The sequence below is a fragment of the Subtercola sp. Z020 genome (assembly GCF_002931235.1).
GTDB lineage: Bacteria > Actinomycetota > Actinomycetes > Actinomycetales > Microbacteriaceae > Subtercola.
The window spans coordinates 1-22457 of record NZ_PSTT01000041.1; the positions used below are offsets into that span (position 1 = coordinate 1).

Genomic DNA, 22457 nt, shown 5'->3' on the forward strand with positions numbered 1-22457 from the left:
GCGCCGTGGCCCACCCCCGCGCCGACACCCGCACCAGCCCGAGCACCGACACGCGGGTCACCCCACGGAATCATCACCTGCCGCTCGGCGACCCCACGCCCCCCACCGATCACGGCTGTCGTCACCGCCCCGTGCCCGAGCAGGCTCTGCACCCGCGAGAGCCCGTGGTGGATGCGGTCGTCGGGCGCGCTGCCCCAGAGCCCTGTCTCATAGTTGCCGATCGAGTCGAGCCCCTCGGGCAGCACCCGCACCTTCGTGATCGCCGACGTGAGGGCACCGGCCCCCGCCCCTGTTCGACCCTGCACCTGCCAGCGGATGCGGTCGAGCACATCGTTGGCACTGAACCACCGCGGGTGCCCCCAGCCGCGGTCGTGCACCACCCCGTTGTCGGTGTGCAGTTCGACCCGTATGCTCGTGCAGACCAGCAGCGCCTGGGTGAGCTCGTCGACGAAACGTTCCGCCGCCGTGCGAAAGGCGAAGGTGATCTGGTCGACGCGATCGAGCGGCGGCTCGAACGCGACCTCGATGTCGCGCAGCTGCGGCGGCAGACGCGGAACGACCCGCCGGGCATCCCGACCGCTCGCGAGAGTGTGCGCATGCACACCCGTCTCACCGAACCGGGCCCGCACATCGCGAAAGTCGAGCGCCGCGAAACTGCCGAGCGTCGTGAGGCCGAGCCGTCGCAGCAGTGTGGCGAGCTGCGGGTCGCCGATGGCATCGATCGGGTGCTCGGCCAGGAACTCCGGCGACCCACCCGGTTCGACGATGCGGATGCCCTCCCGCCCGGGCATGCGGGCGAGTTGTTCAGCGGCGAACCGCCCGTCGGCGATCGTGATGCGTGCGTCTTCGACTCCGAGCCCCACCAGGGTGGTCAGTAGCACCCCCGCCGCACCGCGCTCACCACCGTAGTAGCGGCTCGGACCGCGGGCGGCCAGCGCACACATACCGGGCCGGAGCAGCTGCACCCCCGGCATCAGCTCTTCGATGGCTGCGACGACGGCCTCGAAACTGCGGTAGTCGAGTGCGGGGTCGTAGTCGAAGGTCATCAGCTCGACGCAGGCGGCCTGGGCCTCGCGCACGCGCTGGCCACGCTTCACCCCTTCGGCCCGGGCACTGGGGGAGCAGGCGAACACGAGCCCGTGGTCGATGAGGGCGATGGGCTCGTCGAGGGAGAACCCCTCTGCCTGGGCGAGCGCCCGCACCGGCCAGTCGGGACACCACACCACAATCGTGCGCACCGCTGCCATCGTCAGCCCGCCAGTTCTTCGAAGCCGGCGAACGCGCGCTCGGCGGGCCAGGGGGATGCTGCACCACGCCCGGCCTCTGCCACCGCCCGAACCTGCTCCCGGGCATCCGGAAGCCACAACCGTGCAGAACGCTTCTGCCCCCTGAACCCCTTGCCGACAGCGCTCACCGTCACCTGCCTGCTCGCGAGGTGCCCGAACCCCTCGCCGATGCCACCCCAGGTGCTCTCGGTGATGCGCAGTGTCGCTTCGCTCTGCGGCCAGCCGCCCAACACGATCAGTGTCGCCTCACGCTGCCGGATGCGCGCCGCCAGCCGTGCGGCCAGCGCATCGCCGAGGCGCGGGGGAGCTACGGTCACCACCACCGTGACCACGTCGATCACGGCAGAGACCACCGCCAACCACTGGTCGCCCGGATGCGGCACGAACACCAGCCGGTCGAGATCGATGCCCGAACGCCCTGCGGCCTCGGCGCCGAAGTCGGGCAGCCCGATGACCCCGCACCAGGCACCTGCCGCCGACGGGCCGGCCATCATCGCCATGGCCAGGGAGTGCGAGCCCTCGACCGAGTATGCCGAGCCCGCCTTCAGCGCCCCGCCGGGCAGCAGCGGCGCCAGGGCGGGCGTCGTCGCGAGGCTGCGGGTCTCGAGTTTGGTGGCCTGCATCTGCCGGATGCGCTCCTGCAGCTCGCGCACCGACGGAGCCGCGGGGGCGGCTTCGGTGAGGAGTGCTGCTGGCTCTGGCATGCACCAATGTTCGAACATATGTTCGAATAAGTCAACGCGGGAATCGCCCTCAGAATCGCCCCGGAGAAGAACCCCTGATCACTTCAGCGGGTCATGTCCCCAGTTCATCAGAGAGTACCTCCAGCGGGTGTCACTGACGTCGCCGTCGGGTCGCTGCTCCAGATGGCGGTGCACGTAGCCGGTCACTTTCTTCATGTGGTCGTAGTCATCCGACGTGAAGTCGGCCTGCTTCTTGCCGAGCAGCGTGATGATGCGCCGGCCGCTCTGGTGGCCCACAGATTCGTTCGAATCCTTTTTCTGACCGACCTCTTTCGATTCGTCGGTGTCGAGCCACTTCTTCAACTGACTCGCGGTCATATTGACCGCGGAATGGAACTCCGAGAGGGTCGCCTTGTCGCTTGGTGTGTGTTCAGCCATACCAGCAGTACAACGCCAGAGACACGGGGAGGCAACCGGCTTGTGCATCGCCCGGCGGGCTGCGTAGCGTCGAGACATGACATTCGAAGAAGAGACCCGCAAGACCCACAAGGCAGAGAAGGATGCCGCGAAGCATCACTCGCGGCACGGCCTCTCCGAGCGCGACCTGACGGCCCTCGACCGCGTGAACTCGCCGCAGAGCGAAGACGAGACCGAGGTGTTGCAGAACCAGTCGGTCACCGACAGCGACGGTGTCGAGAGCGACACGAACGTGTCCGACATCGAAGTCCTGCCCGGCACGGGCGGCCCCGACGACGTGGGCGACATCGAGGTCGACCCGTCAGAACTGAACATGAGCGGCGACTCGATCCCCGGGCATCCGAAGCCCGCATCGCACCCGCACTGACCCGAACGGCCCGTGGCAGACGGGTGTCGGGGGGCGGGCATAGTCTGAATGGATGACCGACAGAACACCCTCCGGCACCACGCCCCGCACCCCGACCCCGATCGACGCCATCGCCGAGCGCTGGGTCGACACCCTCGTCGAACTCGAACCGGCCATCGGCACGTACATCGGGCGCAACGAGGCCAATGACCGCTACGGCGACTACTCGCCCGAGGGCCATGAGCGCTACGTCGCCGAGGTGCGCCGAACGCTGGCCGACCTCGAATCGGCCCGCCCGGCTGACGACGTCGACGAGGTGACGCTCGCCGATCTCGGCAGCGAGCTGCGGCAGACTCTCGAGAGCTCTGAGGCGCGGTTGCAGCTGCGCGACCTGAACGTGATCGAGTCGCCGTCGCAGCAGATCCGCGAGGTCTACGACCTCATGCCCACCGACACCGCCGACGATTGGGAGGTCGTCGGCCAGCGCCTCACCGGTGTCGGGGCCGCGATCGACGGCTACATCGAGACGCTTCGGGAGGGCATCCGGTCGGGCGTCGTTCCCGCCCGGCGACAGGTGCGCGAAGTGCTGCTGCAGGCGAACAAGAACGTCGGTGAGAACGGGTTCTTCTTCGACCTGGCCCGGTCGGCGGCTCCGGATGCTGTGCCCGACGCTCTCGAACGACAGCTCCAGCACGGGGCCGGCGTGGCGTCTGCGGCGTACGAACGCCTGGCGGCCTTCCTCTCCGCCGAGCTCCTCCCCGTCGCTTCCGAGGAGGATGCCGTGGGGCGCGACATCTACGCCCTCGAGTCACGCAAGTTCCTCGGTGCGACCGTCGACCTCGACGAGACCTACGACTGGGGTGTCGCCGAACTCGAACGCATGGTGCGCGAGCAGGAATCCATTGCGAACGAGATCCTCCCGGGGGCCTCCGTGCTCGAGGCCATCGCACACCTCGATGCCGACCCGGCCCACAAGCTGCACGGCACGGCCGCTCTGCAGGAGTGGATGCAGCAGACCAGCGACCGGGCCGTCGCGGAGCTGTCGGCGAGCCAGTTCGACATCCCCGACGAGATCAGAACCATCGAGTGCATGATCGCGCCGACGAACGAGGGCGGCATCTACTACACCGGCCCCACCGACGACTTCTCGCGTCCCGGCCGCATGTGGTGGTCCGTGCCAGAGGGGGTCACCGAGTTCGACACCTGGCGGGAGCTCACCACCGTCTATCACGAGGGCGTTCCCGGCCACCACCTGCAGATCGGGCAGGCGGTCTACAACCGCTCGAAGCTGAACACCTGGCGCCGGCAGCTCGCCGGAACCTCCGGCCACGCCGAGGGCTGGGCGCTCTACGCCGAGCGCTTGATGCAGGAGCTCGGCTACCTCGACGACCCGGCCGACCGGCTCGGGATGCTCGACGGCCAGCGCATGCGGGCCGCCCGCGTCGTGCTCGACATCGGTGTGCACCTCGGCAAACCCCGCCTCGACGGCACCGGCGTGTGGAACGCGGAGTACGCCCTCGCGTTCATGCGCGAGAACGTCAACATGAACGACGGCTTCATCCGCTTCGAGGTCAACCGCTACCTCGGCTGGCCGGGCCAGGCGCCCTCGTACAAGGTGGGCCAGCGCATCTGGGAGCAGCTGCGAGACGACTACCGGGCCCGCCAGGGCGCCGACTTCGACATCCGCGAGTTCCACCGCCGCGCGCTCGATCTCGGCGGTGTGCGCCTCGACACCCTCGTCTCCGCGATGGAGCGCTGACACCGTACTAAGGGGTGGGCTGAACACACAGCCCACCCCCTCTGCTCTCGAGGCGCACGTCTCCCTAGGGCGTCACGGCAATCGTGAACCGCCCCTCCGACTTGACACTCGTCGTGTTGCGCGCGGAGATCGTGACGGTGAAGCTCCCGGCTTCGGTGGGGGTGCCCGAGAGCGCACCCGTGCTGGAGTTCAGCCGCAGTCCCTTCGGGAGGGCGCCTGACGTCAGGGTGAAGGTCGGGGCAGGCGAACCCTTCGCCCGGAAGGTGAACGAGTAGGGGTCCCCGACGTGGCCCGACGGGGGAGTCGCCAGCGAGATGTCCGGTGTCGCGAGTTCATCGACAGCGGTGACCGTGCTGTCGCCCTGGTTCGCGACCCAGATTCTCGACCTCAGTCGGTCGAAGGCAATACCCGAGGGGTGAAGGCCGACCTCCACGGGGGCGCCGACGAGCGCGTGGGTCGCGGCATCCAGTACCGAGACCGACCTGCCCGCGGCGTCCGTCACGAAGACCGACTGCGTCACCTCGTCGACGGCGACGGCGAACGGCGAGGCTGACACATCGAAGACCGTCTCGACCAGCTTTCCCGTCTTGTCGATGATGGTCACGGAGTGGTCGTTCGGATTCGGGATGTAGGCCAGGCCGAGGGCGGAGTCGACGGCGACGTTCTTCGACCCCTTGGGAATGGCGACCAGCTGTTCGACGGTGAGAAGCGCGGAGGACAGCGTCATCACCTCTCCGCTCTCGGGGAACACCACGTACACCGTGTCTGAGGCGGAGTCGACGGCGACACCCCCGCCCCCGTTCAGAGCAGGCGCCTGGCTGATCAATCTGGAGTTCACGACAGTGTCGCCCACCCCCTCCAGAGTCGCCGCGAACACGAAGTCGTTGAACGGGCCGCTTTCCTCCTCGTACCCCACGACCTGAACGAGATTGCGCAGCTCGTCGACAGCGACGCCGTAGAGCGTCGACTCAACGGGAACGACCGCTGTCACGGCAGGCTTGTCCCCGGAGATCACAGACACGCTGCCGTTCTCCGAATCGGTGACGTAGGCCTTGTGCGTCACCGAGTTGACGGCGATGCCCCACGGTGCGGGCCCCACGTCGATCGGCTCACCGACAGGCTTGCTGGTCGCGCCGTCGATGATGGTGACGGTGCCCTCGTCGGGGTTGGTCGTGTAGACGAGGTTCTTCACGGTGTCGACGGCGACGCTCTCGGAGCGATGCGCTGTCGCGAAAGCGGGGGTGGCGTGGAAGTACCTCCAGCTCTCTGCCGAGGCGCTCGAGGGGGTCGTCGACACGGCGAGAACAGCGATGAGGGCGGTGGCCGCGGCCACAGACGTTTTCTTCTTCATGCCGGTAGGGATGCACTGAGGGTTGCTCCATTACGCGGGTCTGCGCAGGTTGCCGCCACCTCTTTCGCGGGGCTAAGATTACATGGCGCAATTTGCGTCAATCATCCATCTGCCTCACAGCGAACTCCATCCGAACTCCGGGCGGCGCGCATGCTGTGTGGCCCGATACATGTCCATACTGGAGCAACTACTACATGACAATCGTAACGACCGAAAAGGCACCGAAGCAGGTCGCCGTCAACGACATCGGATCTGCTGAAGACTTTCTTGCCGCGGTCGAGAAGACACTGAAGTTCTTCAACGACGGAGACCTCATCGAAGGCACCGTCGTCAAGATCGACCGCGACGAGGTTCTCCTCGATGTCGGTTACAAGACCGAGGGCGTCATCCCCTCCCGCGAACTTTCGATCAAGCACGACGTCGACCCCACAGAGGTCGTACAGGTCGGCGACCTGGTCGAGGCCCTCGTCCTCCAGAAGGAAGACAAAGAAGGCCGTCTGATCCTCTCGAAGAAGCGCGCGCAGTACGAGCGTGCGTGGGGCGACGTCGAGAAGATCAAAGACGCCGACGGTGTTGTCACCGGTTCGGTCATCGAGGTCGTCAAGGGTGGCCTCATCGTCGACATCGGCCTGCGCGGCTTCCTGCCGGCGTCGCTCATCGAGCTCCGTCGCGTTCGTGACCTTACGCCGTACCTCGGCCAGGAGATCGAAGCGAAGATCCTCGAGCTCGACAAGAACCGCAACAACGTCGTGCTGTCGCGCCGCGCCCTGCTCGAGCAGACGCAGAGCGAGAGCCGCACCACGTTCCTGAACAACCTCCAGAAGGGCCAGGTCCGCAAGGGCGTCGTCTCGTCGATCGTCAACTTCGGTGCGTTCGTCGACCTCGGCGGCGTCGACGGTCTGGTTCACGTCTCCGAGCTGTCGTGGAAGCACATCGAGCACGCCTCAGAGGTCGTCGAGGTGGGCCAGGAGGTCACCGTCGAGATCCTCGAGGTCGACCTCGAGCGCGAGCGCGTCTCCCTGTCGCTCAAGGCGACGCAGGAAGACCCGTGGCAGGTCTTCGCCCGCACCCACGCCATCGGCCAGGTTGCTCCGGGCAAGGTCACGAAGCTGGTTCCCTTCGGTGCGTTCGTTCGCGTCGCAGAGGGCATCGAGGGCCTCGTGCACATCTCCGAGCTGTCGGGCAAGCACGTCGAACTCGCCGAGCAGGTTGTCTCGGTCGGCGACGACGTGTTCGTCAAGGTCATCGACATCGACCTCGAGCGTCGCCGCATCTCGCTGAGCCTCAAGCAGGCCAACGAGGGTGTCGACCCCGAGGGCACCGAGTTCGACCCGGCCCTCTACGGCATGCTCACCGAGTACGACGAGCAGGGCAACTACAAGTACCCCGAAGGTTTCGACCCCGAGACCAACGAGTGGCGCGAGGGCTTCGAGACCCAGCGCGAGAAGTGGGAGCAGGACTACGCTGCAGCCCAGGCTCGCTGGGAAGCCCACAAGAAGCAGGTTGCGACCTCCAACGAGGAGACCCCGCTCAACGAGGTCGGCGCTTCTGCCGGCTCCTCGTTCTCGAGCGAGTCGACCGGCGCCGGCACCCTTGCCGACGACGAGACCCTCGCGGCGCTTCGCGAGAAGCTCAGCTCGAACAACTAGTCACACCGTTCCACACGAGAGGCCGTTCTCCTTCGGGAGGGCGGCCTCTCGCCGTTGCGGCCATCTGCGCCGGGGCACGCGCCGGGCGGGTGGATGCCTCGCCCGGCTACCATGAACACGTGCATCTCGTAGCCCTCACCGGTGGCATCGCCTCCGGAAAGTCCACCGTCGCAGCCCGCCTCGCCGAACACGGCGCCGTCATCGTCGACGCCGACAAACTCGCCCGCGAGGTCGTCGAGCCGGGAACGGATGCCCTGCGGCAGATCGCGGAGACGTTCGGCAGCGACCTCCTCCGCCCCGACGGCTCGCTCGACCGCCCGGCGCTCGGCCAGCGCGTCTTCGGCCAGCCCGAGCAGCTGCAGAAGCTGAACGCGATCACGCACCCTGCGGTGCACCGCCTCGGCATGGAGCGCTTCGCCGAGGCAGAGGCCGCCGATCCCGACGCCATCGTCGTCTACGACGTTCCCCTGCTGGTCGAGGCGAGTGACCGCCCCTACGACTTCGAACTCGTCGTGGTGGTCAGTGCCGACGATGAGACGCGCGTGCGCCGGCTCGTCGACCTGCGGGGCATGGCGGAGCAGGATGCCCGTCGCCGGGTCGGCTCACAGGCTTCAGAGGCCGAGCGGCTGGCCGTCGCCGACCACGTGATCGACTCCACTGGCACGCTCGACGAGACGCTGGCCCAGGTCGATGCACTCTGGACGACGCTCGAGGCACTGCCGCAGTCCGGCGCGCGAAGCGCGACGGCATCCGGAGCCGGCAACTAGCCGAAGAGCTGCGCGGCCTCGTCGTACCGGGCCTGCGGAACCGTCTTCAGCTTGCCGAGTGCCTCTTCGAAGCCCACGTTGACGATCTCGGTGCCGCGGAGCGCCACCATCTGGCCCCACGCGCCGTCTTGCACCGAGTCGCTCGCCGCCATGCCCAGCCGGGTGGCCAGCACGCGGTCGTAGGCGCTCGGCACGCCGCCGCGCTGGATGTGGCCGAGGGTCGTGGCGCGGGTCTCGATGCCCGTCATCTCCTCGATCATGGGGGCGAGCCGCTCGCCGATACCGCCGAGGCGCGGGCGCCCGAAGGCGTCGAGGCCGCGCTCGGAGTGCGGGTCGTCTGTCTCGCCGGGAGTGAAACCCTCGGCGACGACGACGAGCGGCGACCGACCGCGAGCGTTGGCGCTCTCGACCCAGCCGCGCACCTCCTCCATCGTGGTCTTCTGCTCGGGGATCAGGATGGCGTGGGCGCCGGCGGCCATGCCGGAGTGCAGGGCGATCCAGCCGACGTGGCGGCCCATCACCTCGGCGACCATGCAGCGGCTGTGCGAGTCCCCGGTGGTGCGCAGGCGGTCCATCGCGTCGGTCGCGATCTGCACGGCGGTGTCGAAGCCGAACGTGTAGTCGGTGGCGTCGAGGTCGTTGTCGATGGTCTTCGGCACTCCGACGATCTTCAGCCCGGCATCCGTGAGCCGTTTGGCGGCGGCCAGGGTGCCCTCGCCGCCGATCGCGATGATGGCGTCGATGCCCTCGCGCTGCATGTTGGCCTGGATGCGCTCGGGACCGCCCTCGCCCTCGAAGGGGTTCGTGCGCGAGGTTCCGAGGATGGTGCCGCCCTCTTTGGCGATGCCCCGCACGTTGGCGCGACCGAGTTCGAGCAGATCGGAGGTGACCACACCGCGCCAGCCGCCGCGGAAGCCGACGAACTCCTGGTCGTTGATCTCCGTGCCCTTCAGCACGATGCCGCGGATGACCGCGTTCAGGCCGGGGCAGTCTCCACCGCTGGTCAGGATTCCAATACGCATGGCTATACCCTATGGCTTTCCCGCAGAGCGTAATCGACCCCGCAACCGGCCCGGAAGGGAGCCAGTGTCAGTGGTGCTTCGTAAACTTGGAGCATGGAACCCACTCGCTCTGTCCGCCCCTTCGAAGTCGTCTCCGAGTACACCCCGAGCGGTGACCAGCCGGGCGCGATCGCTGAGCTGACGGCCCGCATCAACGCGGGCGAGACCGACGTGGTTCTGCTGGGTGCGACCGGTACGGGAAAGTCGGCGACCACGGCCTGGCTGATCGAGGCCGTGCAGCGGCCGACGCTCGTTCTCGCCCACAACAAGACGCTCGCGGCGCAGCTGGCGAACGAGTTCCGCGAGCTGATGCCGAACAACGCCGTCGAGTACTTCGTGTCGTACTACGACTACTACCAGCCCGAGGCGTACGTGCCGCAGACCGACACCTTCATCGAGAAAGACAGCTCGATCAACGCCGAGGTCGAGCGACTGCGGCACTCCACGACGAACTCACTGCTCAGCAGGCGCGACGTGATCGTGGTCTCGACGGTGTCGTGCATCTACGGCCTCGGCACGCCCCAGCAGTACATGAACGCGATGATGGCGTTGCAGGTCGGCATGAAGATCGACCGCGACTGGCTCATCCGCAAGTTCATCTCCATGCAGTACCAGCGCAACGACATCGACTTCTCGCGTGGCAACTTCCGTGTGCGCGGCGACACGATCGAGATCATCCCGGTCTACGAAGAGCTGGCGATCCGCATCGAGATGTTCGGCGACGAGATCGAGGCTCTGTACACGCTGCACCCGCTGACCGGAGACGTGATCCGCAAGATGGATGCGATCTCCATCTTCCCGGGGTCGCACTACGTCGCCGACAACGACGTGATGCACCGCGCGATCGGCACCATCCAGGAGGAGCTCGGCGACCGGCTGAAGCAGCTGGAGCGCGAGGGCAAGCTCCTCGAGGCGCAGCGACTGCGCATGCGCACCACCTTCGACCTCGAGATGATGCAGCAGATCGGTTTCACGTCGGGTATTGAGAACTATTCGCGGCACATCGACGGCCGAAACCCGGGGGAGGCGCCGCACTGCCTGCTCGACTACTTCCCCGACGACTTCCTGGTCGTCATCGACGAGTCGCACGTCACCGTGCCGCAGATCGGCGCGATGTACGAAGGTGACTCGTCGCGCAAGCGCACGCTGGTCGAGCACGGGTTCCGGCTGCCGAGTGCGCTCGACAACCGCCCGCTGCGGTGGAACGAGTTCAACGACCGGGTCGGCCAGAAGGTGTACCTCTCTGCGACGCCCGGCAAGTACGAGATGGGGATCGCCGACGGCGTGGTCGAGCAGATCATCCGCCCCACCGGCCTGATCGACCCCGAGATCATCGTGAAGCCCTCGAAGGGGCAGATCGATGACCTGCTCGAACAGATCCGCACCCGGGTCGCGAAAGACGAGCGCATCCTCGTCACGACCCTCACCAAGAAGATGGCCGAGGAGCTCACCGACTTCATGGGGGAGCACGGGGTGCGCGTGCGCTACCTGCACTCCGACGTCGACACGCTGCGCCGGGTCGAACTGCTCACCGAGCTCCGCGCCGGCGTCTACGACGTGCTGGTCGGCATCAACCTGCTGAGGGAGGGCCTCGACCTTCCCGAGGTGTCGCTGGTCGCGATTCTGGATGCCGACAAGGAGGGCTTCCTGCGCTCGTCGACGTCTCTCATCCAGACCATCGGGCGTGCCGCGCGAAATGTCTCCGGCCAGGTGCACATGTACGCCGATGTGATGACGGACTCGATGGCGCGTGCGATCGAGGAGACCACGCGCCGCCGCGAGAAGCAGGTCGCGTACAACCTCGAACGCGGGGTCGACCCGCAGCCGCTCCGCAAGAAGATCAACGACATCACCGAGATGCTCGCCCGCGAGGGCGCCGACACGGCCGAACTGCTGGCCGGTCGCGGTGGCAAGAAGAAGAGCCCGACGCCGAACCTGCGGCGCGAGGGAATCGCAGCTGCCGGTGCCAACGAGCTCGAAGGCCTGATCGGCGACCTCAACGACCAGATGATGACGGCGGCGGCCGAGCTGAAGTTCGAGCTGGCCGCGCGCCTGCGTGACGAGCTCGGCGACCTCAAGCGCGAGCTCCGCCAGATGGAGAAGGCCGGCCACATCTGAGTTAGGCTGATCCAACCGGGAGATGAGCAAGGCTCAGAAGCCCGGGGTGCGTGCGCTCTGGTCGCAGAGCACTCAGGTGGGTACTCATGAGGTATGCCAGAACTGCACTCGGAAGCCGCCCGCATCTTCGGGGATCGCGTGCGATCCAGTCGCCTGCAGCTCGGGGTCAGCCAGGAGCACGTCGCCGAGCTCGCCGAGATGCACGTGACGAACGTCGGCAAGATCGAGCGCGGCCAGACGAACCCGAGCCTCTCGACGATCGTCGCGCTGGCCGGGGCGCTGAGCGCCGACCCGGGGTCGTGGGTCACCGGCATCCGTCCCGAGATGGTTCCGGGGCGGTCGCACACCCTCACCGCGGCCGAATTCATCCGAGAGCGTAGTCGGCGTGCCTAGCACACGGCGGCCACGGGAGGCAGTGTCAGTGGCAGACCATAGACTTCTAAGGTGTCGATTACCAAGGTCAATTCAGCCGGAAAACTGAGCGTACGCGGGGCCCGCGTGCACAATCTGCGAGACGTCGACCTCGACATCCCGCGCGATTCGCTGGTGGTCTTCACGGGCCTGAGCGGCTCGGGAAAGTCGAGCCTCGCCTTCGACACGATCTTCGCCGAGGGCCAGCGCCGTTACGTCGAGAGCCTGAGCGCCTACGCCCGCCAGTTCCTCGGCCAGGTCGACCGGCCCGACGTCGATTTCATCGAGGGCCTGAGCCCGGCGGTGAGCATCGACCAGAAGTCGACGAACCGCAACCCGCGCTCGACCGTCGGCACCATCACCGAGATCTACGACTACATGCGCCTGCTCTGGGCGCGCATCGGCATCGCGCACTGCCCCGTCTGCGGCGAGGTCATCTCCGCCCAGACGGTGCAGCAGATCGCCGACCAGCTCATGGAGCTCGAGACGGGCATCCGCTACCAGGTGGTCAGCCCGGTCATCTCGCAGAAGAAGGGCGAGTTCGTCGACCTCTTCAAAGAGCTGGCCGCGGGCGGGTACTCCCGCGCCGTCGTCGACGGCGACACGATCCAGCTGAACGATCCGCCCAAGCTGAAGAAGCAGTTCAAGCACGACATCTCGGTGGTCGTCGACCGCCTGGTGGCCGGCCCCGACATCCTGAGCCGGCTGACCGACTCGCTTGAGACCGCACTGCGCCTCACCGACGGCATCGTGCAGGTCAACTACGTCGACGCCGACGGGCCGGATGCGTGGCAGACCTTCAGCGAGAAGCTGAGCTGCCCGAACCAGCACCCGATCCAGCTCACCGAGATCGAGCCGCGCACCTTCTCGTTCAACGCTCCGTTCGGCGCGTGCCCCGAGTGCTCCGGCCTCGGCACCCGCATGTCCGTCGACGCCGACCTGCTGCTCGGCGACCCCGAGCTGAGCATCAACGAGGGTGTGCTCATCCCGTGGTCCACCCAGGGCAAGGGCCTCTACAACTACTACGACAAGCTGCTGCAGGGCCTCGCCCGTGACCTCAAGTTCGACCTCAGCACGCCGTGGAACGAACTCAGCAAGACGGTGCAGGAGGCCGTGCTGCGGGGCGACAACTTCGAGGTGCGGGTGAAGTGGAAGAACCGGTTCGGCCGCGAGATGAGCTACACCTCAGGGTTCGAGGGCGTCGTGCCCTACATCGAGCGCCAGTACCTGCAGGCCGAGACCGACAACCAGCGCGCCCGCTGGGCCGAATACCTGCGCGAGGTCGCCTGCCCGGTCTGCAACGGCAAGAGGTTGAAGCCCGAGGTTCTCGCCGTTCTGGTGAACGGCCACAGCATCGCCGACGTCACCGACATCAGCCTCTCCGACGCGCAGGACTTCATGGCGGCGCTCACCCTGACCGACCGCGAAGCCCACATCGCCGCGCAGGTGCTGCGGGAGATTCGGCTGCGGCTCGACTTCCTCATCCAGGTCGGCCTCAACTACCTGAACCTGGCCCGCGCGGCAGCATCCCTGAGCGGTGGCGAGGCCCAGCGCATCCGCCTGGCGACCCAGATCGGATCGGGCCTCACGGGCGTGCTCTACGTGCTCGACGAGCCGAGCATCGGCCTGCACCAGCGCGACAACCGGCGCCTCATCGAGACCCTGGTCAAGCTGAAGAACCTCGGCAACACGCTGATCGTCGTCGAGCACGACGAAGACACCATCCGCACGGCCGACTGGGTCGTCGACATCGGCCCCGGCGCCGGTGTCAACGGCGGCAAGGTCGTGCACTCCGGTTCGTACGAGGGGCTGCTGAAGAACACCGAGAGTCTGACCGGTGACTACCTGTCCGGGCGCAAGTCGATCGACGTTCCCGATCGTCGGCGGCCGCTCGACCCGAACCGCGAGATCGTCGTGGTCGGCGCCGAGGCGAACAACCTGAAGAACGTGACCGTCGCCTTCCCGCTCGGCACCTTCATCGCGGTCACCGGCGTGAGTGGTTCCGGCAAGTCGAGCCTCGTCAACGACATCCTGTACCGGGTGCTCGCCAACAGGCTGAACGGGGCGCGCAAGCTGCCCGGCAAGCACAAGCGCGTGACCGGGCTCGAGAACCTCGACAAGGTCGTGCACGTCGACCAGAATCCGATCGGCCGCACACCGCGCTCGAACCCGGCGACGTACACGGGCGTCTTCGACCGCATCCGCACCCTCTTCTCCGAGACGATCGAGGCGAAGACCCGCGGCTATCAGCCCGGGCGATTCAGCTTCAACGTCAAGGGGGGCCGCTGCGAGGCCTGCTCGGGCGACGGCACGATCAAGATCGAGATGAACTTCCTGCCCGACGTCTACGTCGCCTGCGAGGTCTGCGGGGGAGCGCGCTACAACCGCGACACGCTGACCGTGCACTACAAGGGCAAGAACATCGCCGAGGTGCTCGACATGCCGATCGCCGAGGCGGCCGAATTCTTCGAGCCGATCGGCGCCATCCACCGCTTCCTGAAGACGCTCGTCGAGGTCGGGCTCGGCTATGTGCGGCTCGGCCAGAGTGCGACGACCCTGTCGGGCGGCGAGGCGCAGCGCGTCAAGCTGGCGACCGAGCTGCAGAAACGCTCGAACGGGCGGTCGGTCTACGTGCTCGACGAACCGACCACCGGTCTGCACTTCGAAGACGTGCGAAAGCTCCTGCTGGTGCTGAACGGCCTGGTCGACAAGGGCAACACGGTGATCGTCATCGAGCACAACCTCGACGTGATCAAGAGCGCCGACTGGCTCATCGACCTCGGGCCCGAGGGCGGTTCGGGCGGGGGCAAGGTGCTCGCGACAGGCACACCCGAGCAGCTCGCGAAGGTCAAGAAGAGCTTCACCGGGTTCTTCCTGAAAGAGATCCTGGATGCGGAGGAAGGCACACGGCGAAAGGCGTCATGACCGACACCGTCAGCTATCGCCCGAAGGCGGGGGAGATCCCCACCCAACCGGGCGTGTACCGTTTTCGCGACGCCAACAAGCGCGTGCTGTACGTCGGCAAGGCGCAGAACCTGCGTGCCCGGCTGAGCAACTACTTCGCGCCGCTCCGCAGCCTGCACGAGCGCACCCGTCGCATGGTGACCACCGCGTCGAGCGTGGAATGGACGGTCGTCGGCACCGACGTCGAGGCCCTGCAGCTCGAGTACACGTGGATCAAGGAGTTCGACCCGCCGTTCAACGTCAAGTTCCGCGACGACAAGAGCTACCCGTTCATGGCGATCACCCTGGCCGACGAGGCACCGCGGGTGATGGTCACCCGCAACCAGAAGATCAAGGGTGCCAAGTACTTCGGCCCGTACCCGAAGATCTGGGCCGTGCACGACACGATCGACCTGATGATCAAGGCGTTCCCGATCCGCACCTGCTCGGATTCGAGTTACAAGAAGGCGATGCAGACCGGTCGGCCCTGCTTCCCCGGCCAGATCGGCCGGTGCGGTGGCCCCTGTTCGGGCAAGGTCACGATCGAGGAGCACCGCGAGCTCGTCAACGACTTCATCGCGTTCATGAACGGGCACGACAAGCGGTTCGTCACCGAGACGACGAAGCGGATGCGCGAAGCCTCAGAGGCGCAGGAGTACGAGAAGGCGGCCCGCTTCCGCGACCAGCTGCAGGCGCTCGACGCCGTTCTCGAGAAGAGCACCGTCGTGCTGGCCGACAGCGTCGACACCGACCTCTTCGGCATCGAGCACGACGAGCTCGCGGCGGCGGTGCAGCAGTTCATCGTGCGCGGCGGCCGCATCCGGGGCGTGCGCGCATGGATGGTCGACAAAGAACTCGACCTGACCACCGCAGAACTCGTCGACTCCATTCTGCAGACCGCCTATGAGGGCCTCGTTCCTCCGCGGGAAATCATCGTGCCCGACCTGCCCGACGACGCCCGCGAGCTCGAACAGTGGCTCTCCGAACGCCGCGGCACCTCCAAGGTCACCCTGAAGACCGCGCAGCGCGGGGAGAAGGCCGCGCTGATGCAGACGGCGACCCTCAACGCGAAGAACGCGCTCATGCTGTACAAGATGCGCCGCAGCAGCGACTTCGTCGCCCGCACGGAGGCGCTCACCGACATCCAGAACGGGCTCGGGATGCCCGACGCACCGCTTCGCATGGAGTGCTTCGACGTCTCCCACCTCGGCGGCACGAACGTCGTCGCCTCGATGGTGGTCTTCGAAGACGGCCTCGCCCGTAAAGACCAGTACCGCCGGTTCACCATCCCGGAGACGACCGACGACACCGACTCGATCTACCAAGTCATCACGAGGCGGCTGGCCTATCTCGAGGAGGGGTCGGAGCGGAGCGAATCCGACACCGCAGCGAAGAAGTTCTCGTACCCGCCGAACCTGCTGATCGTCGACGGCGGCCAGCCCCAGGTGCAGGCGGCCGCGCGGGCCCTGCGGGAGTCGGGCGTGCAGGGCATCTTCCTCGCGGGGCTCGCCAAACGGCTCGAAGAGATCTGGCTGCCCGACGACGACTACCCCGTCATTCTGCCGCGTGGCAGCGAGGCGCTCTTCCTGCTGCAGCGCATCCGCGACGAGGCCCACCGTTTCGCGATCACGCACCAGCGCGCCCGGCGCAAACGCGACATCCATTCGGTGCTCTCGGAGATCCCCGGCCTCGGCCCCGCGCGCGTCAAGACCCTGCTGAAGGAGTTCGGCTCGGTCTCGAAGCTGAAGGAGGCGACGCCCGAGCAGATCGCCGAGGTGAAGGGTGTCGGCCCCACGCTCGCGGCCACGATCCACCAGCAGCTCCGCGCCTGAGCATGCCCCGGCCCGATAGTCTTGAAGCATGACACCCGAGACCGCTGGGCAGCAGGAAGTGCTCATCGTGACCGGCATGTCGGGTGCCGGTCGCTCGACGGTGGCGAATGCCCTCGAAGACCTCGGCTGGTATGTTGTCGACAACCTGCCGCCGCAGATGCTGCGCCCGCTCGTCGACCTCGCCGAGCACGCCGGCTCCACGCTGCCGCGCCTGGCCGCCGTCGTCGACGTGCGCGGGCGTGACTTCTTCGCCGACCTGCAGGAGATCATCCAGGCTCTCCGCAGCGGAATCCAGCTGCGCGTGGTGTTCCTCGAAGCGACCGACTCCGCACTGGTGCGGCGCTTCGAGCAGGTGCGCCGGCCGCACCCCCTGCAGGGCGATGGAACGCTGCTCGACGGTATCGGGGCCGAGCGCGCGCGCATGACGGCCATCCGCGAGTCGAGCGACATCATCATTGACACCTCCGACCTGAACATCCACCAGCTCGCGAACGCCGTGCAGGAGCGCTTCTCCGCCGTCGACACAGCCGGGGTGCAGGTCACGATCATGAGCTTCGGCTTCAAGTACGGCGCCCCGGCCGACGCCGACGCGATGGCCGACTGCCGCTTCATCCCGAACCCCTTCTGGATTCCTGAGCTGAAAGACAAGACGGGCCTCGACGCCGAGGTCAGCGAGTACGTGCTCGGCCAGCAGGGCGCCGAAGATTTCATCGAGAACTACGCCAAGGCGCTGGCACCTGTGCTCGCCGGCTACCAGCGCGAGAACAAACGCCACGCCACAATTGCCATAGGCTGCACGGGCGGCAAACACCGCTCGGTCGCCGTGGCTCGCAGGCTGGCAGACCTGGTCAGCACGAATCCCGGCGTTGTGGTGAGTGTCAAACACCGCGACCTCGGTCGCGAATAGTCTCAGCCCCACACCCCCACGAGGGAACTGTGCTGCTGACGAAGGAGATGGAAGAGATTGGCCCTCACCGCCGATGTCAAGAACGAACTGACAGAAGTCGTTGTCAGCAGAACCTCAGCACGCGCGGCTGAACTCGCGACCATACTGCGTTTCGCCGGCGGCCTGCACCTCATCTCGGGGCGCATCGCGATCGAATCCGAACTCGACACTCCTGAGCTTGTGAAGCGGGTGCGCAAAGACCTCGCCGAACTCTACGGAGTGCGGGGCGACGTTCAGCTGGTCTCGGCCTCCGGTGTGCGCCGCGGCAGCTACTACCTCGTGCGGGTGCTCGAGGGCGGCGAGACGCTCGCGCGTCAGACGGGGCTTCTGGATGCTCGGCGGCGCCCCATCCGCGGCCTCCCCAACCGGCTCACCACGGGCTCCATCGACGAGCTCGGTGCCGTCTGGCGCGGGGCCTTCCTCGCCCAGGGCTCTCTGACTGACCCCGGCCGCTCCGCAGCCCTCGAGGTGGTGTGCCCCGGGAACGAGGCCGCCATGGCCCTGGTCGGCGCCGCCGCCCGCCTGCACGTGGCGGCCAAGGCCCGCGAGGTGCGGGGCGTGCACCGCGTCGTCATCCGCGACGGCGAGGCCATCGCCTCGATGCTCGGCCTGATGGGCGCGAAGAAGTCCGTCGCCCGCTGGGAGGAGATGCGCCAGCGCCGCGAGGTGCGCGCCACGGCGAACCGCCTGGTGAACTTCGACGACGCGAACCTGCGCCGATCGGCCCAGGCCGCGGTCGCTGCCTGCTCCCGTGTCGAACGGGCCCTCGAGATCATCGGCGACGAGGTCCCCGAGCACCTGCGCTATGCCGGTGAACTCCGCCTGAACTTTCGGGACGCGAGCCTCGACGAGCTGGGCCACCACGCCGACCCGCCCATGACGAAAGACGCGATCGCCGGGCGCATCCGGCGCCTGCTCGCGATGGCCGACAAGAAGGCACTCGACCTCGGCATCCCCGGCACAGACGCCAACCTGCCGCCCGATCTCGACGACTGACGGATTCATTAGACTGAATGAGACCACGTACAAGGAGAAAATGATGGCTGAATACACCCTTCCAGACCTTCCCTACGACTACGCAGCGCTCGAGCCGCACATCAGTGCGACCATCATGCAGCTGCACCACGACAAGCACCACGCGACCTATGTCGCCGGTGCCAACACGGCGAACAGCGCTCTCGCCGACGCCCGTGACAAGGGCGACCTCGCCGCCGTCAACAAGTTCGAGAAAGACCTGGCGTTCAACCTCGGTGGCCACGTCAACCACTCCATCTTCTGGACCAACCTCACCCCCGACACCAGCGAGCCCACCGGCGCCCTGGCCGAGGCGATCGGCGCCGACTTCGGCGACCTCGAGAAGTTCAAGGCCCACTTCACGGCTGTGGCGCTCGGCGTGCAGGGCTCGGGCTGGTCGGTTCTGGCCTACGACGTGCTCGGCCAGAAGCTCAGCATCTTCCAGCTCTTCGACCAGCAGGGCAACGTGCCGTTCGGCCTCGTTCCGCTGCTCATGCTCGACGTCTGGGAGCACGCCTACTACATCGACTACAAGAACGTTCGCGCCGACTACATCAAGGCGTTCTGGAACATCGTGAACTGGGAGAACGTGGCCGCACGCTACGCCGCAGCGACCGAGAAGACGAACGGCCTGCTGGTACTGTCATAGCGACACCGTGGCGGGCGCTCCAGCGAGGGCCCGCCACCTCTTCTCCACTGGCCGAACGCCAGACAACACCACATCCAGCCCCGCGGGGCCACACTCACAGGAGCACTACGTGTCTGTAAAGATCGGCATCAACGGCTTCGGCCGCATCGGCCGTAACTACTTCCGAGCAGCCCTCGCCAAGGGCAGCGACATCGAGATCGTCGCGGTCAACGACCTCACCGACAACAAGGCCCTCGCCCACCTGCTCAAGTACGACACCATCGGCGGCCGCCTCGACGCCACCGTCGAGCTCGACGGTGACAACATCGTCGTCAACGGCAAGCCGATCCTCGTTCTGGCCGAGCGCGACCCCGCCAACCTCCCGTGGGGCGAGCTGGGTGTCGACATCGTCATCGAGTCCACTGGTCGCTTCACGAAGTCGGCGGATGCCCGCAAGCACATCGAGGGTGGCGCCAAGAAGGTCATCGTCTCCGCTCCCGCGACCGGCGACGATGTCGCCACGCTGGTGCTGGGTGTCAACGAGGGAACCTACGACCCGGCCATCCACGACATCATCTCGAACGCCTCCTGCACCACGAACTGCCTCGCGCCGCTGGCCAAGGTCTTCATGGACAACTTCGGCATCGAGCGTGGCCTCATGACCACCGTTCACGCCTACACCGCCGACCAGAACCTGCAGGACGGGCCGCACAGCGACCTCCGCCGTGCACGTGCAGCTGCGGCCAACATCATCCCGACGTCGACCGGTGCCGCCAAGGCGCTCGGCCTCGTCATCCCCGAGCTCGTCGGCAAGCTCGACGGTTACGCCCTCCGCGTTCCGGTCACCACCGGTTCGATCACCGACCTCACGATCGAGACGGCCACGCCCGTCACCGTCGCGCAGGTCAACGAGGCGTACAAGAACGCCGCTGAGGGTGAGCTGAAGGGCATCCTGAAGTACACCGAAGACGAGATCGTCTCGAGCGACATCGTCGGCGACCCGCACTCCTCGATCTTCGACGCCGGCCTGACCAAGGTCATCGGCAACCAGGTCAAGGTCGCCTCGTGGTACGACAACGAGTGGGGCTACTCCAACCGCCTCGTCGACATCACCGAGTACGTCGCAGCCAAGCTGTAACCGCAACCAGAAACACGAGAAGTGACGATACGAACGCTTGACTCCCTCGGGTCGCTCGACGGCAAGACCGTCATCATCCGCTGCGACCTGAATGTCCCCGTGAAAGACGGCGTCATCACCGACGACGGGCGTATTCGGGCGTCGCTTCCCACGCTTCAGGCCCTGGCCTCCCAGGGCGCCAAGGTGGTCATTGTGAGCCACCTCGGTCGCCCTGAGGGGGCGCCTGAGGCGAAGTACAGCCTCGGCCCCGTCGCGGCGCGGCTCTCCGAGCTGCTCGATGAGCCGGTCGCCTTCGCCGAAGACACGGTTGGCGCGTCGGCTCAGGATGCCGCGGCCACCCTCGCGGGCGACGGCACCTTCCTCCTTCTGGAGAACCTCCGGTTCAACCCGGGGGAGACCTCGAAGGACGACGCCGAGCGCCGGGCCTTCGCCCAGCAGCTCGCCGACTTCGCCGATGTCTTCGTCTCCGACGGATTCGGTGTCGTGCACCGCAAGCAGGCGAGCGTCTACGAGCTCGCCGAAATGCTGCCGAGCGCGGCTGGGCTTCTGATCGAGACCGAACTCGGCGTGCTCGAGAAGCTCACCGAGAAGCCGACCCGGCCCTACGCCGTCGTGCTCGGCGGGTCGAAGGTCTCCGACAAGCTCGGGGTCATCGGCCATCTGCTGCCGAAGGTCGACTCGCTGCTGATCGGTGGTGGCATGCTCTTCACCTTCCTCGCCGCCCAGGGTTACCAGGTCGGTGCGAGCCTGCTCGAGAAGGACCAGATCGACACGGTGAAGGGCTACCTCGAGAAGGCTGCAGAGCTCGGTGTGAAGATCGTTCTGCCGACCGACGTCGTCGTGGCGTCGAAGTTCGGTGCAGACGCCGAGCACACCGTCACCAGCGCCGAGACCATCGAAGAGACGCCGTTCGGCCAGAGTGGCCTCGGGCTCGACATCGGGCCCGAGACGGCGGCCACGTTCGCCGGCATCATCGAGTCCGCACACACCGTCTTCTGGAACGGCCCGATGGGCGTGTTCGAGCTGGCTCCCTTCGCCGAGGGAACCCGATCCATTGCCGCAGCCCTCACCGAGGTCGACGGCCTCGGCGTGGTCGGCGGCGGCGACTCCGCCGCGGCGGTTCGCGCCCTCGGCTTCACCGACGACCAATTCGGTCACATCTCCACGGGCGGCGGTGCGAGCCTCGAATTCCTCGAGGGCAAGCGCCTGCCCGGCCTCGACGTTCTCGGATGGACAGCATGACGAACCGCACCCCCCTCATCGCCGGCAACTGGAAGATGAATCTCGACCACCTGCAGTCGATCGCCTTCGTGCAGAAGCTCGCGTGGAGCCTGAAAGACGCTGCGCACAGCTTCGACGATGTCGAGGTCGCCATCTTCCCGCCGTTCACCGACCTCCGTTCGGTGCAGACGCTGGTCGCCGCCGACAAGCTCGAACTCGCCTATGGCGGTCAGGATGTCTCGGCTCACGACTCCGGTGCATACACCGGCGAGATCTCGGGCCAGTTCCTGGCCAAGCTCGACTGCGCCTACGTCATCATCGGGCACTCGGAGCGGCGCACCCTGCACAACGAGACCGACGAGCAGATCGGGGCCAAGGTCGCTGCCGCGCTCAAGAACGGTCTCGTTCCCGTGCTCTGCGTCGGCGAGACGGCCGAAGACCTCGAGAAGTTCGGCCCGAGCGCCGTGCCGGTCGCGCAGTTGAAGGCCGCCCTCGCCGGTGTCGCCTCCGACGCGAACATCGTCGTCGCCTACGAGCCGGTCTGGGCCATCGGATCGGGCCAGGCCGCAACGCCAGACCAGGCCGAGCAGGTCTGCGCCGCTCTCCGCGCAGAGCTCGCCGACACGTTGAGCGCCGAAACGGCTGCGGCCACCCGCATCCTGTACGGCGGTTCCGTCAAGTCGGGCAACATCGCGGGGTTCATGCGCGAGCCCAACGTCGACGGCGCCCTCGTGGGTGGCGCGAGCCTCGACCTCGACGAATTCAGTGCGATCGTGCGCTACAAGAAGCACGTCGGAGTGTAGCAAATCTCGTTTTCAGCACGGCCA

19 protein-coding genes are annotated in these 22457 nt (G+C 66.9%); 14 read left to right on the top strand and 5 right to left on the bottom strand.

The window, feature by feature from the left end; genetic code table 11:
• The 3 genes from C5B96_RS05270 to C5B96_RS05280 all read right to left on the bottom strand — a co-directional run.
• Positions 1-1247: DNA polymerase Y family protein (locus tag C5B96_RS05270; protein ID WP_104243658.1), on the bottom strand; the 1247-nt coding region annotated here is incomplete at its 3' end.
• Positions 1248-1249: 2 nt separating this feature from the next.
• Positions 1250-1990 (bottom strand): hypothetical protein, encoded by a 741-nt coding sequence (locus C5B96_RS05275; protein ID WP_233189018.1) that lies wholly within the window; start codon positions 1988-1990, stop codon positions 1250-1252.
• Positions 1991-2068: 78 nt separating this feature from the next.
• On the bottom strand, positions 2069-2407 hold the full coding sequence (locus C5B96_RS05280; protein WP_104243660.1) for a DUF3140 domain-containing protein: 339 nt from the start codon (positions 2405-2407) through the stop codon (positions 2069-2071).
• A 76-nt stretch (positions 2408-2483) separates the two neighbouring features.
• Between C5B96_RS05280 and C5B96_RS05285 the strand changes: the two genes are divergently transcribed.
• Together C5B96_RS05285 and C5B96_RS05290 are read left to right on the top strand one after the other, a co-directional pair.
• Positions 2484-2813 (top strand): hypothetical protein, encoded by a 330-nt coding sequence (locus C5B96_RS05285; RefSeq protein WP_104243662.1) that lies wholly within the window; start codon positions 2484-2486, stop codon positions 2811-2813.
• 52 nt (positions 2814-2865) lie between these two features.
• On the top strand, positions 2866-4551 hold the full coding sequence (locus C5B96_RS05290) for a DUF885 domain-containing protein (RefSeq protein ID WP_104243664.1): 1686 nt from the start codon (positions 2866-2868) through the stop codon (positions 4549-4551).
• 64 nt (positions 4552-4615) lie between these two features.
• Here C5B96_RS05290 and C5B96_RS05295 read toward each other — a convergent pair whose 3' ends face one another.
• On the bottom strand, positions 4616-5902 hold the full coding sequence (locus C5B96_RS05295; RefSeq protein ID WP_104243666.1) for a putative Ig domain-containing protein: 1287 nt from the start codon (positions 5900-5902) through the stop codon (positions 4616-4618).
• 194 nt (positions 5903-6096) lie between these two features.
• Between C5B96_RS05295 and rpsA the strand changes: the two genes are divergently transcribed.
• The gene (gene rpsA, locus C5B96_RS05300; RefSeq protein WP_104243668.1) at positions 6097-7551 is read left to right on the top strand and encodes a 30S ribosomal protein S1; all 1455 of its coding nucleotides are present in this window, start codon (positions 6097-6099) and stop codon (positions 7549-7551) included.
• 119 nt (positions 7552-7670) lie between these two features.
• Positions 7671-8318 (top strand): dephospho-CoA kinase, encoded by a 648-nt coding sequence (coaE, locus tag C5B96_RS05305; protein ID WP_104243743.1) that lies wholly within the window; start codon positions 7671-7673, stop codon positions 8316-8318.
• Here the strand turns inward: coaE and C5B96_RS05310 are convergent.
• On the bottom strand, positions 8315-9340 hold the full coding sequence (locus tag C5B96_RS05310; protein WP_104243670.1) for an ATP-dependent 6-phosphofructokinase: 1026 nt from the start codon (positions 9338-9340) through the stop codon (positions 8315-8317). The two genes, coaE and C5B96_RS05310, sit on opposite strands and share 4 nt — an antisense overlap.
• A 93-nt stretch (positions 9341-9433) precedes the next feature.
• Here C5B96_RS05310 and uvrB point away from each other — a divergent pair, with 93 nt between their 5' ends.
• The 10 genes from uvrB (at position 9434) to tpiA (ending at position 22433) form a co-directional block, all read left to right on the top strand.
• The gene (gene uvrB / locus C5B96_RS05315) at positions 9434-11497 is read left to right on the top strand and encodes an excinuclease ABC subunit UvrB (protein WP_104243671.1); all 2064 of its coding nucleotides are present in this window, start codon (positions 9434-9436) and stop codon (positions 11495-11497) included.
• Positions 11498-11590: 93 nt separating this feature from the next.
• Entirely contained in the window at positions 11591-11890 is a 300-nt protein-coding gene (locus C5B96_RS05320; RefSeq protein ID WP_104243673.1) for a helix-turn-helix domain-containing protein, read from the top strand.
• Between the two features lie 51 nt (positions 11891-11941).
• Entirely contained in the window at positions 11942-14833 is a 2892-nt protein-coding gene (gene uvrA, locus C5B96_RS05325; protein ID WP_104243675.1) for an excinuclease ABC subunit UvrA, read from the top strand.
• Entirely contained in the window at positions 14830-16683 is a 1854-nt protein-coding gene (gene uvrC, locus C5B96_RS05330) for an excinuclease ABC subunit UvrC (RefSeq protein ID WP_104243677.1), read from the top strand. Before uvrA ends, uvrC begins: the two co-directional genes overlap by 4 nt.
• Positions 16684-16711: 28 nt before the next feature.
• On the top strand, positions 16712-17590 hold the full coding sequence (gene rapZ / locus C5B96_RS05335; RefSeq protein ID WP_104243679.1) for an RNase adapter RapZ: 879 nt from the start codon (positions 16712-16714) through the stop codon (positions 17588-17590).
• A 57-nt stretch (positions 17591-17647) separates the two neighbouring features.
• Complete coding sequence (gene whiA, locus C5B96_RS05340) at positions 17648-18625, top strand: DNA-binding protein WhiA (protein ID WP_104243681.1); 978 nt, start codon at positions 17648-17650, stop codon at positions 18623-18625.
• 43 nt (positions 18626-18668) lie between these two features.
• Positions 18669-19292, top strand: coding sequence for a superoxide dismutase (locus C5B96_RS05345; protein WP_104243683.1), 624 nt, complete (start codon positions 18669-18671; stop codon positions 19290-19292).
• A gap of 109 nt (positions 19293-19401) precedes the next feature.
• On the top strand, positions 19402-20409 hold the full coding sequence (gene gap / locus C5B96_RS05350) for a type I glyceraldehyde-3-phosphate dehydrogenase (protein WP_104243685.1): 1008 nt from the start codon (positions 19402-19404) through the stop codon (positions 20407-20409).
• Between the two features lie 21 nt (positions 20410-20430).
• The gene (pgk, locus tag C5B96_RS05355; protein WP_104243687.1) at positions 20431-21651 is read left to right on the top strand and encodes a phosphoglycerate kinase; all 1221 of its coding nucleotides are present in this window, start codon (positions 20431-20433) and stop codon (positions 21649-21651) included.
• The gene (gene tpiA / locus C5B96_RS05360) at positions 21639-22433 is read left to right on the top strand and encodes a triose-phosphate isomerase (RefSeq protein ID WP_104243689.1); all 795 of its coding nucleotides are present in this window, start codon (positions 21639-21641) and stop codon (positions 22431-22433) included. Before pgk ends, tpiA begins: the two co-directional genes overlap by 13 nt.
• Positions 22434-22457 lie beyond the last annotated feature (24 nt).